At 72.8% G+C, this 13,329-nt stretch carries 14 protein-coding genes and 1 pseudogene; 6 read left to right on the top strand and 9 right to left on the bottom strand.

Going from position 1 to position 13,329, the window contains the following annotated elements; all coding sequences use genetic code 11:
- The first annotated feature begins 57 nt into the window (after nucleotides 1-57).
- The gene (locus AB0A74_RS29960) at nucleotides 58-339 is read left to right on the top strand and encodes a DUF4287 domain-containing protein (protein ID WP_358254628.1); all 282 of its coding nucleotides are present in this window, start codon (nucleotides 58-60) and stop codon (nucleotides 337-339) included.
- Nucleotides 340-447: 108 nt separating this feature from the next.
- On the opposite strand, the gene AB0A74_RS29955 is transcribed toward AB0A74_RS29960, so the two are convergent.
- From AB0A74_RS29955 to AB0A74_RS29945, 3 genes are read right to left on the bottom strand one after another with little or no spacing between them, the layout of a single operon-like run.
- Nucleotides 448-1,020, bottom strand: a complete 573-nt coding sequence (locus AB0A74_RS29955; RefSeq protein ID WP_358254627.1) for a TetR/AcrR family transcriptional regulator — start codon at nucleotides 1,018-1,020, stop codon at nucleotides 448-450.
- 43 nt (nucleotides 1,021-1,063) lie between these two features.
- A complete protein-coding gene (locus AB0A74_RS29950) occupies nucleotides 1,064-1,717 on the bottom strand; it encodes a response regulator transcription factor (protein ID WP_358254625.1) in 654 nt (217 codons plus the stop codon).
- On the bottom strand, nucleotides 1,714-2,943 hold the full coding sequence (locus AB0A74_RS29945; protein WP_358254623.1) for a histidine kinase: 1,230 nt from the start codon (nucleotides 2,941-2,943) through the stop codon (nucleotides 1,714-1,716). The genes AB0A74_RS29950 and AB0A74_RS29945 overlap by 4 nt, the downstream gene beginning before the upstream one ends.
- Nucleotides 2,944-3,108: 165 nt before the next feature.
- Between AB0A74_RS29945 and AB0A74_RS29940 the strand changes: the two genes are divergently transcribed.
- A complete protein-coding gene (locus tag AB0A74_RS29940) occupies nucleotides 3,109-4,254 on the top strand; it encodes a UDP-N-acetylglucosamine 2-epimerase (protein WP_358254621.1) in 1,146 nt (381 codons plus the stop codon).
- A 103-nt stretch (nucleotides 4,255-4,357) separates the two neighbouring features.
- Complete coding sequence (locus AB0A74_RS29935; RefSeq protein ID WP_358254619.1) at nucleotides 4,358-4,999, top strand: class I SAM-dependent methyltransferase; 642 nt, start codon at nucleotides 4,358-4,360, stop codon at nucleotides 4,997-4,999.
- 104 nt (nucleotides 5,000-5,103) lie between these two features.
- Here AB0A74_RS29935 and AB0A74_RS29930 read toward each other — a convergent pair whose 3' ends face one another.
- From AB0A74_RS29930 to AB0A74_RS29915, 4 genes and pseudogenes are all read right to left on the bottom strand, one after another.
- A complete protein-coding gene (locus tag AB0A74_RS29930; protein ID WP_358254617.1) occupies nucleotides 5,104-5,811 on the bottom strand; it encodes an AraC family transcriptional regulator in 708 nt (235 codons plus the stop codon).
- A 112-nt stretch (nucleotides 5,812-5,923) separates the two neighbouring features.
- Nucleotides 5,924-6,443: pseudogene (locus AB0A74_RS29925) on the bottom strand (family 20 glycosylhydrolase); the annotation flags it as partial.
- Between the two features lie 72 nt (nucleotides 6,444-6,515).
- A complete protein-coding gene (locus AB0A74_RS29920) occupies nucleotides 6,516-6,833 on the bottom strand; it encodes a transcriptional regulator (RefSeq protein ID WP_343937035.1) in 318 nt (105 codons plus the stop codon).
- Nucleotides 6,830-7,804, bottom strand: a complete 975-nt coding sequence (locus AB0A74_RS29915; protein ID WP_358254615.1) for a hypothetical protein — start codon at nucleotides 7,802-7,804, stop codon at nucleotides 6,830-6,832. The genes AB0A74_RS29920 and AB0A74_RS29915 overlap by 4 nt, the downstream gene beginning before the upstream one ends.
- A gap of 176 nt (nucleotides 7,805-7,980) precedes the next feature.
- Between AB0A74_RS29915 and lanKC the strand changes: the two genes are divergently transcribed.
- Entirely contained in the window at nucleotides 7,981-10,560 is a 2,580-nt protein-coding gene (gene lanKC / locus AB0A74_RS29910) for a class III lanthionine synthetase LanKC (RefSeq protein ID WP_358254613.1), read from the top strand.
- 118 nt (nucleotides 10,561-10,678) lie between these two features.
- Here the strand turns inward: lanKC and AB0A74_RS29905 are convergent, their stop codons facing one another.
- On the bottom strand, nucleotides 10,679-11,206 hold the full coding sequence (locus AB0A74_RS29905; RefSeq protein ID WP_358254611.1) for an RICIN domain-containing protein: 528 nt from the start codon (nucleotides 11,204-11,206) through the stop codon (nucleotides 10,679-10,681).
- A gap of 195 nt (nucleotides 11,207-11,401) precedes the next feature.
- Between AB0A74_RS29905 and AB0A74_RS29900 the strand changes: the two genes are divergently transcribed.
- Together AB0A74_RS29900 and AB0A74_RS29895 are read left to right on the top strand one after the other, a co-directional pair.
- On the top strand, nucleotides 11,402-11,935 hold the full coding sequence (locus AB0A74_RS29900; RefSeq protein ID WP_358254653.1) for an RNA polymerase sigma factor: 534 nt from the start codon (nucleotides 11,402-11,404) through the stop codon (nucleotides 11,933-11,935).
- 69 nt (nucleotides 11,936-12,004) lie between these two features.
- On the top strand, nucleotides 12,005-12,754 hold the full coding sequence (locus AB0A74_RS29895; protein ID WP_358254609.1) for a tetratricopeptide repeat protein: 750 nt from the start codon (nucleotides 12,005-12,007) through the stop codon (nucleotides 12,752-12,754).
- On the opposite strand, the gene AB0A74_RS29890 is transcribed toward AB0A74_RS29895, so the two are convergent.
- Nucleotides 12,733-13,329: a TetR/AcrR family transcriptional regulator gene (locus AB0A74_RS29890; protein WP_358254607.1), complete on the bottom strand. Its 597-nt coding sequence runs from the start codon at nucleotides 13,327-13,329 to the stop codon at nucleotides 12,733-12,735. The two genes, AB0A74_RS29895 and AB0A74_RS29890, sit on opposite strands and share 22 nt — an antisense overlap.

The raw sequence follows: 13,329 nt of genomic DNA, 5'->3' as shown, positions 1-13,329 counted from the left end.
CTGGAAAGGCCTTCTTGTCATAGGCTTGCCCCGACGACGACACAAGGAGACGACGCCATGTCCTTCCAGGCCTACCTCGACGCCATCGAGAACAAGACCGGCAAGACCCCCGCCGAACTGCTCGCCGAGGCGGCCGACCGGGGCTTCGACGCCACCACGAAGGCCGGCACGGTCCTCGACTGGCTCAAGAACGACTACGACCTGGGCCGCGGCCACGGCATGGCGTTGTTCCACGTGCTGAAGAACGGCACGGAGATCAGCGCGAAGCACGTCGGCACCACCGGCAGCCACCGCGACGAGTCCACGACCTTGCGCATCGACGGACTCGCGAACCGGTAATACAGCCGCCGCTGCGGGGTCGATGTGCCACGCGGTGACCGCGCCGAACCGGTGACCGCGCCGAACCGGTGACCGCGCCCGGACTCGATCCCGCCGAGGCGCGCGGCGCTAGGCCCGCCGCACGGTGCTCAGCACGGTCGCCTCCACGACGTCCGCCGCGTCCTTCGGCTTGAGCCGACCCGCGGCGATCTCGTCCGCCGCCAGGTGGATCACGCTGTAGAACACCGACACCAGCCACTTCTGCGGCAGGTCGGTGCGGAACGCGCCCTCCTCGCACCCCCGCGCGATCAGCTTTTCCACCCGTTGCAGCACGACCTTGTGATACGCACGCACCTGACGAGGGCTCAGCACCGCCGAAGCGGCCGTCATCAGGTTGCGGTACCCGGCCAGCACCCGCCACCCCGACCGCACCAAGCGGGACAACGCCTCAGCGGCCGGGCCCTCGTCCAGCGACTCCGCGTCCAGCACCTCCGCCGCGCCGGACACCGCTCGGTCCAGCGCGCGGGCCACCAGGTCCTCGCGGGACGGGAAGTGGGCGTACAGGGTGACCCGGCTGACGCCCGCCGCCTTCGCGATCGCCGTCATGCTCGCGTCGGGCTGCTCGCTGATGCACCCCACGGCCGCGTCCACGATCGCCTCGATGTTGCGCTCGGCGTCGGCCCGCCGCCTGTCCCCGGTCATGCCCGCATGGTCCCACGACCGCCGGCCACCCTTTACAGCACCGTCAAGACTCCGGGGTCAGCCGCAACTGGTGGGCCAGCAGCGCGGCCTGCACGCGGTTCTCCAGGCCCAGTTTCGACAGGGTCCGCGACACGTAGGTCTTCACCGTCGACACGCTCATGAACAGCCGCTGCGCGATCTCGGCGTTGTTCAACCCCAGCCCGACCTGCCCCAGCACCTCCCGCTCCCGCTCGCTCAACAGCTCCAGCCGCGCCGCCGCCTCCGGGAAGGACGTGGCGTGGTCGGTGATGCGCCGCAGCAACCGCCGGCTCAGCTCGGTGTCCACCACGGACGCGCCACCGCTGACCGCCCGGATCGCGCTGAGCAGGTCGCGCGGCGTCAACTGCTTGAGCAGGAACCCGTCCGCGCCGGCGCTCAGGGCGTCGATCATCAGCTGGTCGTCGTTGAACGTGGTCAGCGCCAGCACGTGCGGCGGGTCGGGGTCCTTCTTCAGCTGGGCCGTGGCGGTCACGCCGTCCACCCGCGGCATGCGCAGGTCCATCAGCACCACGTCCGGCGACCGCTCGCGGCTGACCGCGACCGCCTCCGCCCCGTCCGCCGCCTCGCCGACCACCTCGACGTCGTCCGCGGACGCCAGGATCGCCGTGGTCCCGGCCCGGATCAGAGCCTGGTCGTCCACGACAAGCACTCTGATCATGTCTCCGATGGTCCCACGGGCCCGGACGGGTCGCGACCGTCCCGGGACACCAGCGGCAGGTCCGCACGCAGCACGAACCGGCCTTTTTCACCCGATGGTGTGGCGGTGAGGGTGCCGCCGGCCAGGGCCGCCTCGTCGGCCAGCAACCGCAGGCCCCGCCCGGTGCCGGGCAGCGACCGGCCGCCCGCCGGGGCCAGCGGGCTGGACACGGTCAGGCCCACCCGGTCCCCGCCGACGGCCAGCCGGACCTCCGCGCGCGGCACGGCCGCGTGGCGCAGCACGTTGGTCAGCGCCTCACGCACGATCCGGTAGCACAGGTCCTGCGTGGTCGCGGCGCACCCGTCCACCGGCTCCGCCTCGTAGTCCACCGCCACGCCCAACGACCGGTAGTCGCCGACCAGGTCGGCGATGTCGGCCACCGCGTACTCCGGGCCGACGCCGGCGGGCTCCGGCGCGGCCAGGACGTCGAGCACGTCACCGAGCCGCGCGATCGCCTCCCGACCCACGCCCACGATCAGGTCGCAGCGCTCCACGATGGACGCCGTCGCCGCGGGGTCCACGCTGATCGCGCCCGCCGTGGTCACCATCACGCTCACGTGGTGGCCGACCCCGTCGTGCATCATCGACGCCAGCCGCGCCCGCTCGGTCAGGTTCCGCTCCCGCAGCGTGCTCTCCCGCAACCGCCGCTGCCGCTCCGCGGACTGCTGCGCGTGCCGCTCCCGCTCGACCAGCGCCTCCTCCAGGCTGTTCTTCGCCAACCCCATCACGAACGGCGACACCGCGGCGAACGACCAGTAGACCAGCCCGTTGACGCCGTTGGCGGGCAGGCTGGTCTCGAACTCGAACAGCGGCGCGGCGCCGGACACCGGCTCGAACAACGTCTGGTGCAACGGCCACACCAGCAACAACCCCACCGTCAACCCCGCCAACGGCCACCGCCGCCGCCGCGCCAGCGAGTACGTCATCACGTAGTTCGCGTACGGCAGGTCGGTGACCACGAACGTCGCGCACGCCAACAGCGCCGCCGCCCAGTCGCGCTCCCGCCGCCACATCCCGACCACGACCGCGCACACCGCCGTCAGCCCCGCGAACAGCGCCGCCGACGGCACGATCGACGTGCGGTAGAAGCCGGTCAGCACCCCCACCGCGGCCGGACCGACGATCACCAGCGCCGCCATGACGTCACGCGACCGCCGCGAGCGGAACACGTCCTGCCAACGCTCCATCACCCACCCCATGCAAGCAGCACGCCCCCACGACGGCCGGGTGCGTCCACCATCGTGTCAACCCGGGTCCACAAGAACACCGGAACGGTCATCGCGGGACGACGGCGGGCGGCCCCGCGCCGAGGTGTCCTGGACAGGTCCCAACGCCAGGTCCGAGAGGAAGCCATGACCGCGACCCTGAACAAGCCCACCCTGGACAAGCCCGCCCCGGGCAAGCCCGCCCGCCCCGCCGTCCCGCCGGCCACCACCCGGGCGCGCACCGGCGGCGTCGCGGTGGTCCTGGGCAGCCGACCGGAGATCTTCCCGCTGGCCCCGGTCCTGTGCGCGCTCGGCGACCTGGCGCGGGTGGTGCGCGTGCAGGGCGACCTGCCCGCCTTCACCGACCAGCCACCCGTGCTCCGCGACACGGCCGCCGACCCGCGCACCGGCCGCATCGCGACCGCCCTGGACGACCTGGACCGCGTCTTCGCCGCCGACCGCCCCGACGTGGTCGTGGTGCGCGGCGCGACCACCGCCGCCCTCGCCGGCGCCCTGGCCGCCAACGCCGGCGGCATCCCGCTGGTCCACCTCGACGCCGGCCTGCGCAGCCGCGACCTCGCCGTGCCCGAGGAGCACAACCGGGTCCTGGTCGACCGGCTCTCCGACGTCCTGTGCGCCCCCACGCCGACCGCCGCGGCCAACCTGCGCGCCGAAGGCCTCGGCGGCCGGGACGTGCGCCTGACCGGCAACACCACCCCCGAGGCGGTCGGCCACCGCCTGATCGCCGAACCCGACCGCCACAAGGTCCTCGCCAAGTGGGGGCTGCGCCCGGACAACTACGTCCTGGCCACCCTCGACCGCCCCGAGAACGTCGACCAACCCGCCCTCACCCGCCAACTGGCCCGCATCGCCGAGGCCGGCCACCCCGTCCTCCTGCCCGCCGACCCGAAGGTGCGCGCGGCCCTCATCCGGTCCAGCGCCCTGTCCGGCGCCACGAACCTGCGCCTGGTCAACCGGCTGTGGCACTCGGAGTTCCTCGCCCTGGCCGCCCACGCGGCCCTGTTGGTCACCGACTCCGGCGCGGTGCAGGAGGAGGCCACCGTCCTCAAGCGACCCGTCCTGGTCGTGCGCCGGTCGGTCGAACGCCCGGAGGTGCTGCGCGACTTCGGCCGCCTGGCCACCCCGTTCGACCTCGCCGACGCGGCCCTGGACTGGCTCGCCGACGGCACGACCGTCCGGGCCGCCCTGCGCGACCTGCCCTGCCCGTTCGGCGACGGCCGCGCCAGCGCGCGCATCGCCCGAGCCGTGCACGACCTCGTCCGCACCCGGTAGTGCTACCCGCACGAGCGCCCGGCCGTCCCCGACCCACGTACGCCTGCCGGCCACGAGCGGTTCGTTCAAGACCCCGGCCGACCGGGTCCCCGAAGCTGACCGGGTGACCGAGAACGCCTTCACCCCCGCCCTCGGGCGGTTCGCCCCCACCCGCTTCTACGACCACGCCATCGCCCTGACCCGCGAACGCCTCTGGCGCGCCCTCACCGCCCTGCACGTCGCACCCCGGCCCGACGAGCTGATCGTCGACGTCGGCTGCGGCACCGGTTCGCTGGCCCTGCTGCTGCACCGCCTCGAACCGCGCGCCAGGGTCGTCGGCGTGGACCCGGACCCCGAGGTGCTCGCTCTCGCCCGGCGCAAGGCCCCGGAGGTGCGGTGGGAGGTCGGCCTGGGCGACCGGGTGGCCGAGCTCGTGGGAGCCGGAGCGGCGGACACGGTCGTGTCCAGCCTGGTGCTCCACCAGTGCCCGCTGCCGGTGAAACGCGCCATCCTCACCGCCGTGGCCGACACCCTGCGCCCCGGCGGCAGGCTGGTCCTCACCGACTACGGCCGGCAGCGGACCCCGTTGATGCGCCTGGCGTTCCGGGTCGTGCAACTCGCCGACGGCAAGCAGGACACCCAGCCCAACGCCGACGGCGCGCTGCCCGGCCTGATCGCCGAGGCCGGGTTCACCGACGTCCGCGAGGTCGAGGTGGTGCCGACCGCCACCGGCTCGATCTCGGTCTACCGCGCACGCCGAACCTGACCGCGCCGAAACTACTCGCGCCGAACCCGACCGCGCGGCACCTCACCCGCGCCGGACCCGACCGCGCGGCACCTCACCCGCGCCGGACCCGACCGCGCGGCACCTCACCCGCGCCGGACCCGACCGCGCGGCACCTCGCCGCGCAGCACCGGCAGGACGGCGGCGGGCGTCAGGCCCAGCATCTCCCGCATCCGCCGGGTCAGGTGCGCCTGGTCGGCGAACCCGGCCACGACCGCCGCCTCCGCCGGCGACCGCCCACCCCGCAACGCCTCCGCGGCCCGCCGCAACCCCACCCACACCCGCCACCGCGGCAACGGCATCCCCACCTGCGCCCGCGCCAACGCCCGCAGCCGTTGCGGCGACAACCCGACCGCCGCGGCCACTTCGGACATCCCGACCCCGCGCTGCTTCACCACGTCCAACGCCGCCACCAGCCGCGGGTCGAGCCGTTCCGAGGCACGCACGGGGATGTCCCCCTCCCGCAACCCGCGCAACTCGGGCACCACCGTGATCCCGGCCCCGCTCCGACTGCGCAGCCGGTCGGCGAACACGCAATGCGGCTCGACGTAGAACGTGAGCAGGTCGGTGGTGGCGAGGATGCGGTGCTCCACCATGGGCGGCACGAGCAGGGCCGGTCCCCGGTGCACGGTCCCGCCGGCGTCCACCATGGACACCTGCGCGCCGATGGCGATCTGGAAGGCGGCGTGCCGGTGGTAGGTGCTGTCCGTCGTCGGCCCCCGGTACACCGCGTACCCGTCGCCGACGGCGAAGTAGGGCGTCGGCTCGTCCACCTCCATGATCTTGCCAGCCATTGCGGAGTGGGATCACACTTTCGGGTGACACTGAAGCTATTGACAACACGAAAGTGGCTCATCAGCGTGTGAACGCCTGGCTCCCTATGGACGTCGTGCGGCACGTGTGGAGTTACGCGAAGCCCATCGCGTCCAAGCGGGGACCGTGCGCGGCCAGGCGGGTGCGGAAGGACGTCCAGTCGTGGCTGGCCCACGGGGACCAGCCGAGTTCGGTGCCGAGTTCGTGCCAGCCGATGACGGTCCGGCCCTTGCCCACCACGAGCGGCTGGACGCGGTTGATGAACGTCGTGAAGTCCGCCGGGGACGTGGCCGCCGATGTGGACGTACGGGCCCGGGGTCATCGCGACCAGTTCGCGCAGGACGTCGTCCACGAACGTGTGAGTCACTTCCCTGGGCACGCACAGCGAGCTGAACCCGACCTCGGTGCCGGTGTAGAGCGGCGGCGCGGTGCCGTCGCAGTCGAGTTCGGCGTAGCCGGCCAGGGCGGCGTTGGTGCAGTAGCCGCCCGGTCCGCCGCCGACCTGCGTGCCGCCGCCGTGGGTCGCCGATCGGGGCCGGCTGTCCACGACGATGCGCCAGCCCTGGTCGTCGGTCAGGTGCAGGTGCGGGTGGTTGACCTTGTAGAGCGCGATGGTCACCGCGCGCCCGTGACGCCGCGCTGGGCGGTCCCCGGCTCCTCCCCCTTGCCGGGAGCCGGGGACCGGTCAGGACGGCGGGTTCTCGTGGCGGGTGAGCAGGGCGCGCAGCGCGGCCATCTCCTCGGCCAGGGCCGTGCGCCCCGGGCCGGTGATGCTGACCCAGGTCTTGGGCCGGCGGCCGTCGTAGCCCTTGTCCACCTCGACCAGCCCGGCCTCCTCCAGCACGCTGATGTGCCGCGAGAGGTTGCCCGCCGTGAGGTCCAGCGTGGAGCGCAGGTAGCCGAACTCGACCCGCTTGGCCTCCGCCGCGATGGTCAGGATGCCGAGCCGGTGCCGCTGGTGGACGACGTCGTCGAGCCCGCTGGTCGGGTGCGGTCCGGTCACCCGGCCGCCCGCCTGTTCGCCCACCGGTGACCGATCAGCGCCACCACTCCCCCGATGATCAGCACGGAGCCCGGCAGCACCACGTCCTTGCCGTTGAACAGCAGGTTCGTCTCCTCCGGCCCGATCCGCCAGCCCAAGCGGTAGAAGATCGTACCCATGTACGAGGCGTTGGCCAGCAGGGTGAACCCGGTGAAGGCGAGGACGACCAGCGCGCACCACACGCTGCGCTCGACCAGCGCCAGGGTGAGCAGGCCGATCGCCAACAGCATCAACCCGCCGACCTTGTGCATGACGGCCGCCGCCAGGACCGACACGACCACCACCGTCGCGGCCACGCCCACCCCGATCAGCACCCGCCGCCGACGGCTGGTCGCGCCCCCCGATCGCGACAGCCGCATGGCCACCAGCACCGCCCCCAACGAGACCGCGACCAGCACGACGCTGGCGATGCGCTGGGTCCACCCGCCGAGCCACAGCAGCCGCCCGCCGACGGCGCTGATCAGGGGCACCAGCAGCAACACCCCGAGTCCGCAGACCGTGACCTGCGCGTAGGTGCGGGTGGAGGTCTCCACGCCCACCCGCAACGCCCGCCACCGGTACCACCACACCGTGGCCAGGAACCCGAACACCAGCACGCCCAGCCAGTACAGGCCCAGCGCGAGCGGGTTGGCGACCGGTCCGAGGTAGCCGGAGTTGAACACCCCGAGCGGGTCGATCCGCCCCAGCCCGGGGACCTCGAACGAGGTGGTGGGCGTCTGGTCGGTGCACGAGCGCACCTGCCCGTCCGGCCCGTGCTCGCAGCGCCGGGTCGGCGAGTTGCGCCAGTCGAAAGGGCGCAGCAACGGCATGGACCCGAGCGTGAGCACACCGAACATCAGCAGCGGGAACCAGTACCCGTGCCGCGTCCGCCGCGTCCTGCGCCGCAGGTCGCTCATCTCGTCGATCAGACCGGCGGTGGCCGAGTCGCCCATCGCTCCCCCCGAGGTTCTGTACTGCAATCAGGTTTGCACTGCAAACCTCCTCCCGTCAAGCCCGCGCATTGGACGCAGCTCCGGATCGGCCATCCCGACCAAGGGCCGTAGTGTCCGAAATAGACAGTGCAGGTGGCCGTATTGACTCTCCCACAACCGTTTGACACCTTGGCCCGATGGCCGTGGACATGTCGTTCCTGCTAGCCGACGACGACTTCTACGCGCCCTGGGACCTCGGCGACCACGGGGTCCCGTTCGAGGCCGGGCCCGTGCCGTCCGGATGGCGGCGGTCGGCTGCCGGCGCTTGGGTGCACTGGGGTGCGCCCGGCGGGCCGTTGCCCGACCAGGGGTGGAAGGTGCACGTGTCCGCCTCGCTCGCCAACGCCCCGCACGTGCTGGCCGTGGTCACGGGTGTCTGTGTGGAGTTGGAGGTGTCGTTCAAGCACCTCGCCGGGCGGCGGACGTTCCTGCTCGCGCACGACAAGCACGCGCACCGCGTGCAGAGCGGCAAGTTCTGCACCCTCTACCCGCGCGACCAGGAGCACGCGTCACGGGTGTTGCGGCGGTTGGAGAACGCGCTTGCCGGCGTTGACGGGCCGTACGTCCTCACCGATCGGCGGTTCGGCGGCAGCACGTGCGTCTCCTACCGGTACGGCGCGTTCCGCGGGCGCAGCGTGGTCGATGCCGAAGGCCACCACGTCGACCGGATGACCGCGCCCGACGGCACGGAGGTGGACGACCCGCGCCGGCCCGAGTTCCGGTTGCCGCCCGGTGTCGTGGACCCCTTCCGCACCGCCGAGAAGCCGGTCGGCAACGGGCCGGTGTCGTTGAACGGCTACACGTTCGAAGCCGTGCTCCAGCACAGCAACGCCGGCGGCGCGTACCGGTTCGGCCGGGACGGCGAGCCGGTGTTCGTCAAGGAAGCCCGCGCGCACAACGGGTACACCGCCGACGAGTCCGACGCCAAGACCCGGCTCACCGCCGAGTACCTGGCGCTGCGCGCGATCCACGACCGCGCCCCCGGCCTGTGCCCGCGCCCGGTCGAGTTGTTCCACCACTGGGAGCACACCTACCTGGTCACCGAACTGGTCCCCGGCATGTCCCTCTACCGGTGGATGGTCACCAACAACCCGGCCGTGCGCACCGACGCCGACCCGGCGGACTTCGCCGACTACCACCGGCGCTGCCAGGCCCTGGTGGACGACCTGCGCGCGCAGCTGGACCGCCTGCACGACCTCGGCTGGGTCTACGTCGACCTGAGCCCGACCAACGTCCTGGTGGCCGACGACGACCGCGTCCGACTGGTCGACTTCGAGGCCGCGCAACGCATCGCCGACGTCCGCCGGGTCATGGGCACGCCCGGCTACCTGCACCCCGACCCGCGGACCACCGCCCGCGCCGACCCCCTCGAACTGGACCGGTACGGGCTGTCGGCGCTGGCGCTGCTCCTGCTCTTCCCGGTGCACGAAACGGTGGAACGCAACCCCGAAGCGCTCGACCACCTGCACGCCGACCTCAGCGAGCGGGCACCGGTCCCCCGACGCCTGTGGCGGCTGGCCACCCGCGACCACGAGCCCCGCACCGCAGAACCCGACCGCGTCCGCACCGACACCCTGAACGCGTTGCGGGACCTCGCCGAGCGCACCGCCGACCACCTGGAGTCGCTGGCCCAGCCGGACCACCCCGACCGCGTCTACCCGACCATCCCGCTGGGCTACGAGACGAACACCCGTGCCCTCGCCGCCGGCACCGCGGGCGTCCTGCACGCCTTGCACCGCTTCGGACGCCCCTGCGACCCGGCCGTCGTCGGGAGACTGCGCGACGACTCCCTCGCCCGGGTCGAGGACACCGCGCCCGGTTTCCTGGTCGGCACCGCGGGCATCGCGGGCGTCCTGGCCGAACTGGGCGAGACCGACGCCGCCGGGACGCTGCTCACCGCCGCCGCCCGCCACCCGCTCAACACCACGTCCGCGACGCTGAACGGCGGCGCGGCGGGCACCGCGCTCGCCCTGCTCGCCCACCACCGCCGCACCGGCGACCCCCGGTGGCTGGACCTGGCCGCACACCTGCTCGACGCCGTCCCCGACGACCTCACCGGCCGGCTGAGCCGCACCAACCGGTCCGGGCTGGTCGGCGGGCGGACCGGCGTGGCCCTGGCGCTGCTGCACCTGCACCGGGCGACCGGCGACCGGCGTCCGTTCGACCGCGGGATGCGGCTGCTCGGCGAGGAACTGGCCTACGCGCAACCGCTGCCCGTGGACGGCCTGGGGTTCAAGATCGGCCTCAAGGACCGCCGCGTCTTCCCGTACCTGTTCGCGGGCAGCGCCGGCTACGCGGCCGTCCTGTCCCGCTACCTCGCGCGCCACCCGGACGCCGAGTTCCCCGTGCCGACCGACCACAGCCCCGCCGAGGCGTTGGAACGCTCGCTGAAGGCCTGCACGGTCCGGTTCGCCGTGTTCCCCGGGCTGTTCACCGGCCTGGCGGGCTTGGCCGCCGTGCTGGCCGACACGGGACGCCGGCTGCGGCGACCGGACCTGGTGGAAGCGGCCGTCGTCGGCGCCCGCGGCTTGTTCCGGTCGGCGGTCCCCGCGCCCGGGGGCGTGGGGTGGCTCGGCGAGCCCGGCCAACGCCTGTCCGCGGACCTGTGGTCGGGGTCGGCCGGCGTGCTGCTCGCCCTGCGGACCGTGCTCGACAGCGCACCACCCGGAGTAGAGAGGAGTGATCGGCATGGAAGAAGTCCTGCGGCTGCAGGCTGAGGAGGTCGACGAGGAGGAGCTGGCCTGCACGCACGTGCTCACCACGAGCAGCCGGGGCAGCATCTGCGCCTGACGCACGAGGAAGCCCCGGCCGTCCCCGGCCGGGGCTTCCCCCACGTCACACCTCGCTCAGCTTCCAGCGCTGGTTGCTGTCACCGTTGCAGTGCCACGTCACGACGTGCGTGCCGTTGGCCGTGCCACGACCCTTGACGTCGATGCACACCCCGTTGTTGTTCAACGGCCGGAACGTCCACCAGCCGCCGCTCTTGACCCCCCGGAACTTGTAGCTGTCGCTGTTGTCGCAGGGGATGGTCGTCATCTGGACGCCGGTGCCGTTGTAACGCAGGCACTGGCGGTTCGCCATGTTCTGGAACGCGAACAGGTTGTTGCCGTAGCTGTAAGTCCGCCACGACTGGTTCGACCCGTTGTTGTCGTTCCAGACGTTGGCCTTGTTGACCTTGGTCGCCAGGTCGAGCCGCTTGTTGCTCGCGTGCCCGGGCGTCCACTCGTAGATCTTGCCCCACCCGGCGATCGAGGCCATGTCGTCGGCCCCCGACTCGGCGGCGACCGCCGACCCGCTCGTCATCGCCACCACGGCGCAGAGCCCGGCGGCGAACACCCCCACTCGGCGCAACACGTCCTTCACCTGTTTCCTCCCCTTCAGGTGTCGGTTGGAACTGGACGTGATCGACGGTAAGCGGCCGGTGACGATCCTCTGCCAGTCGTTCGACCCACACACGTTCCGGCGATCCCGGTGAATCCTTTCCGGTTCGGCGCGCCTCTCATGGGCGCCGGATAGCTTGTCGGAGGGGTTCCATGCTCGGGAGGACTTGTGGGTAGGGTGTTCGTGTGGCCGGCCGAGGCGCTGGTGGCTGCCGCGCGCGACGGGGACCAGGCGTCGATCGCCGCGTTGGTCTCCGGCGCGCACCCGCACGTGCGGCGGTTCGCGTTCACGTTGTGCGCGAGTGACCAGGACGCCGAGGACGCCGCCCAGGAGGCGATGATCGTCCTGTTCCGCCGGATCGGGACGTTGCGGGCGGCCACCGCGTTGGCGTCGTGGATGTTCCGGATCGTGCGCAACGAGTGTCTGCGGCGGACCCGGGCGGCGCTGGCCGGGCTGGGCGCGGCGGCTCCCGTGGACACCACCGCGTCCGCCGAGGACGACGTGCTGGAGCGGCTGGAGCGGGAACGGGTGGCCGCCGCCATCGCCGCGTTGCCCGACGACCAGCGCCGCGTCCTGGTCATGCGGGACGTGCAGGGCCTGTCGGGCGGCGAGGTGGCCCGCGCGCTGGGGCTGAGCGTGGCCGCCATGAAGTCCCGCCTGCACCGGGCGCGGGCGGCGGTCCGCGCCCGGCTCGACGGGACCGACGCCTGATCTGCGTCACCCGTCCGTGGCCGCAGTTTTGCGCACAGCGCGTCACGGAATTGCCGGACACTCGACACCGTGCGTGATTCCCAGGGCGGGCAGTGGGCGTGGGCGTCCTACGGCGGCAGCGTCTACCAGGCCCATCGCGACGTGCACGTCACCCACCTGCCGCTGCCGGCCCCGCCCGGCACCGACCCGGCGTCCCTGGCCGTCCGACGCCGCCAGGCCGACGCGATGGCCGACTCCGCCCGCGTCGAGGAGGCGCGGGCGGCGTACGCCGACATGCTCGACGCCCACCGCCAGGTGCTCGGCCCCGACCACGACGACACCCTGGACGTGCTCGGCAGCCTCGCCTGGTGCAACGAGGCCCTCCACGCCCACGTGCACGCCCTGGACCAGTACGTCGAACTCCACCAGCGGTCGACGAGCCGGTGGGGTCCGCGGCACAAGCAGACCCTCTGGGCGCAGCAGGGGCTGATGAACACCGTCGGCGTCACCCGCGGCCCCGCCGAGGCGTGCCAGATCGGGGCCGACCTGCTCGACGGTTGCCGCTCGACGCACGGCGTGGCCGCCACGCCCACCCTCGACGCGATGCGCGGGTACGCCTGGTGGCTGTGGTCGGCGGGCCGGGCCACCGAGGCCCGGGACCTGTACGCCGACCTCTACCACGCCCTCCCGACCCACCACCCGGCCCGCACGGCGGCCGAGGCCGAGTACCATCGGTGGCGCGCGGTGGTGTCCTACCCGCGTCGGATGAACCGCCTGCCCGACCCGGTCCGCCGGTACAGCCGCTCCGCGCAGCAGGCCTACCGCGACGGGTACACCTGAGTCAGCCGGCGCATCACCGACTCGACGTAGGCGTGGTAGCGGTCCACCAGGTCGCCCACCGGGTGCATCAGGCTGGCCACGTTCGCGCCGATCGTCGCCGAGATGATCTCGTCCGCCAGCACCTCCACCTCCGCCCGCGACGCCGCGGTCCAGGCGGCCGCGATGCGGGCGACCAGCTCCGCCCGCCACGTCGTCAGCAGGTCGCGGTAGCGGCGGGCGAGGTCGGGGTTGGCGACCGAGTGCTCCCACAGCACCAGCAGCACGCGCGCGGAGGTGATGCGGTGGGCGTCCAGCGGCATGACGGCCTCGATGAACCCGCGCAACGCGTCCAGGGGACCGGCCGGGACGTCCATGGTGGACAGCTGCTCGGCGGTCTCCTGGAGCACGCTCTCGAACGTCGCCGCGATGATCTCGTCCTTCCCCGCGAAGTAGTGCTTGAGCGCCCCGTTGGCGAAGCCCGCCGCCGTCACGATGCTGCGCATGGTGGCCGCCTCGAAACCGCCCTCCGCGATCAGCCGCTTGGCCACCTCGATGATCTCGCGGCGGCGCTGGTCGTGGTCGATGACCTTCGGCAT

It is taken from the genome of Saccharothrix sp. NPDC042600 (assembly GCF_040647305.1).
GTDB lineage: Bacteria > Actinomycetota > Actinomycetes > Mycobacteriales > Pseudonocardiaceae > Actinosynnema > Actinosynnema mutabilis.
The sequence above is the reverse complement of the archived record's forward strand: the minus strand, read 5'-3'. Positions and strand labels throughout refer to the sequence as shown.

Bases quoted from the DNA above. Each gene is read 5' to 3' on its own strand.
- lanKC (WP_358254613.1), top strand. From the start codon at position 7,981: ATGGCCGTGGACATGTCGTTCCTGCTAGCCGACGACGACTTCTACGCG.
- AB0A74_RS29960 (WP_358254628.1), top strand. From the start codon at position 58: ATGTCCTTCCAGGCCTACCTCGACGCCATCGAGAACAAGACCGGCAAG.
- AB0A74_RS29950 (WP_358254625.1), bottom strand. From the start codon at position 1,717: ATGATCAGAGTGCTTGTCGTGGACGACCAGGCTCTGATCCGGGCCGGG.
- AB0A74_RS29890 (WP_358254607.1), bottom strand. From the start codon at position 13,329: ATGCCGAAGGTCATCGACCACGACCAGCGCCGCCGCGAGATCATCGAG.
- AB0A74_RS29955 (WP_358254627.1), bottom strand. From the start codon at position 1,020: ATGACCGGGGACAGGCGGCGGGCCGACGCCGAGCGCAACATCGAGGCG.
- AB0A74_RS29915 (WP_358254615.1), bottom strand. From the start codon at position 7,804: ATGGGCGACTCGGCCACCGCCGGTCTGATCGACGAGATGAGCGACCTG.
- AB0A74_RS29945 (WP_358254623.1), bottom strand. From the start codon at position 2,943: ATGGAGCGTTGGCAGGACGTGTTCCGCTCGCGGCGGTCGCGTGACGTC.
- AB0A74_RS29930 (WP_358254617.1), bottom strand. From the start codon at position 5,811: ATGGCTGGCAAGATCATGGAGGTGGACGAGCCGACGCCCTACTTCGCC.
- AB0A74_RS29940 (WP_358254621.1), top strand. From the start codon at position 3,109: ATGACCGCGACCCTGAACAAGCCCACCCTGGACAAGCCCGCCCCGGGC.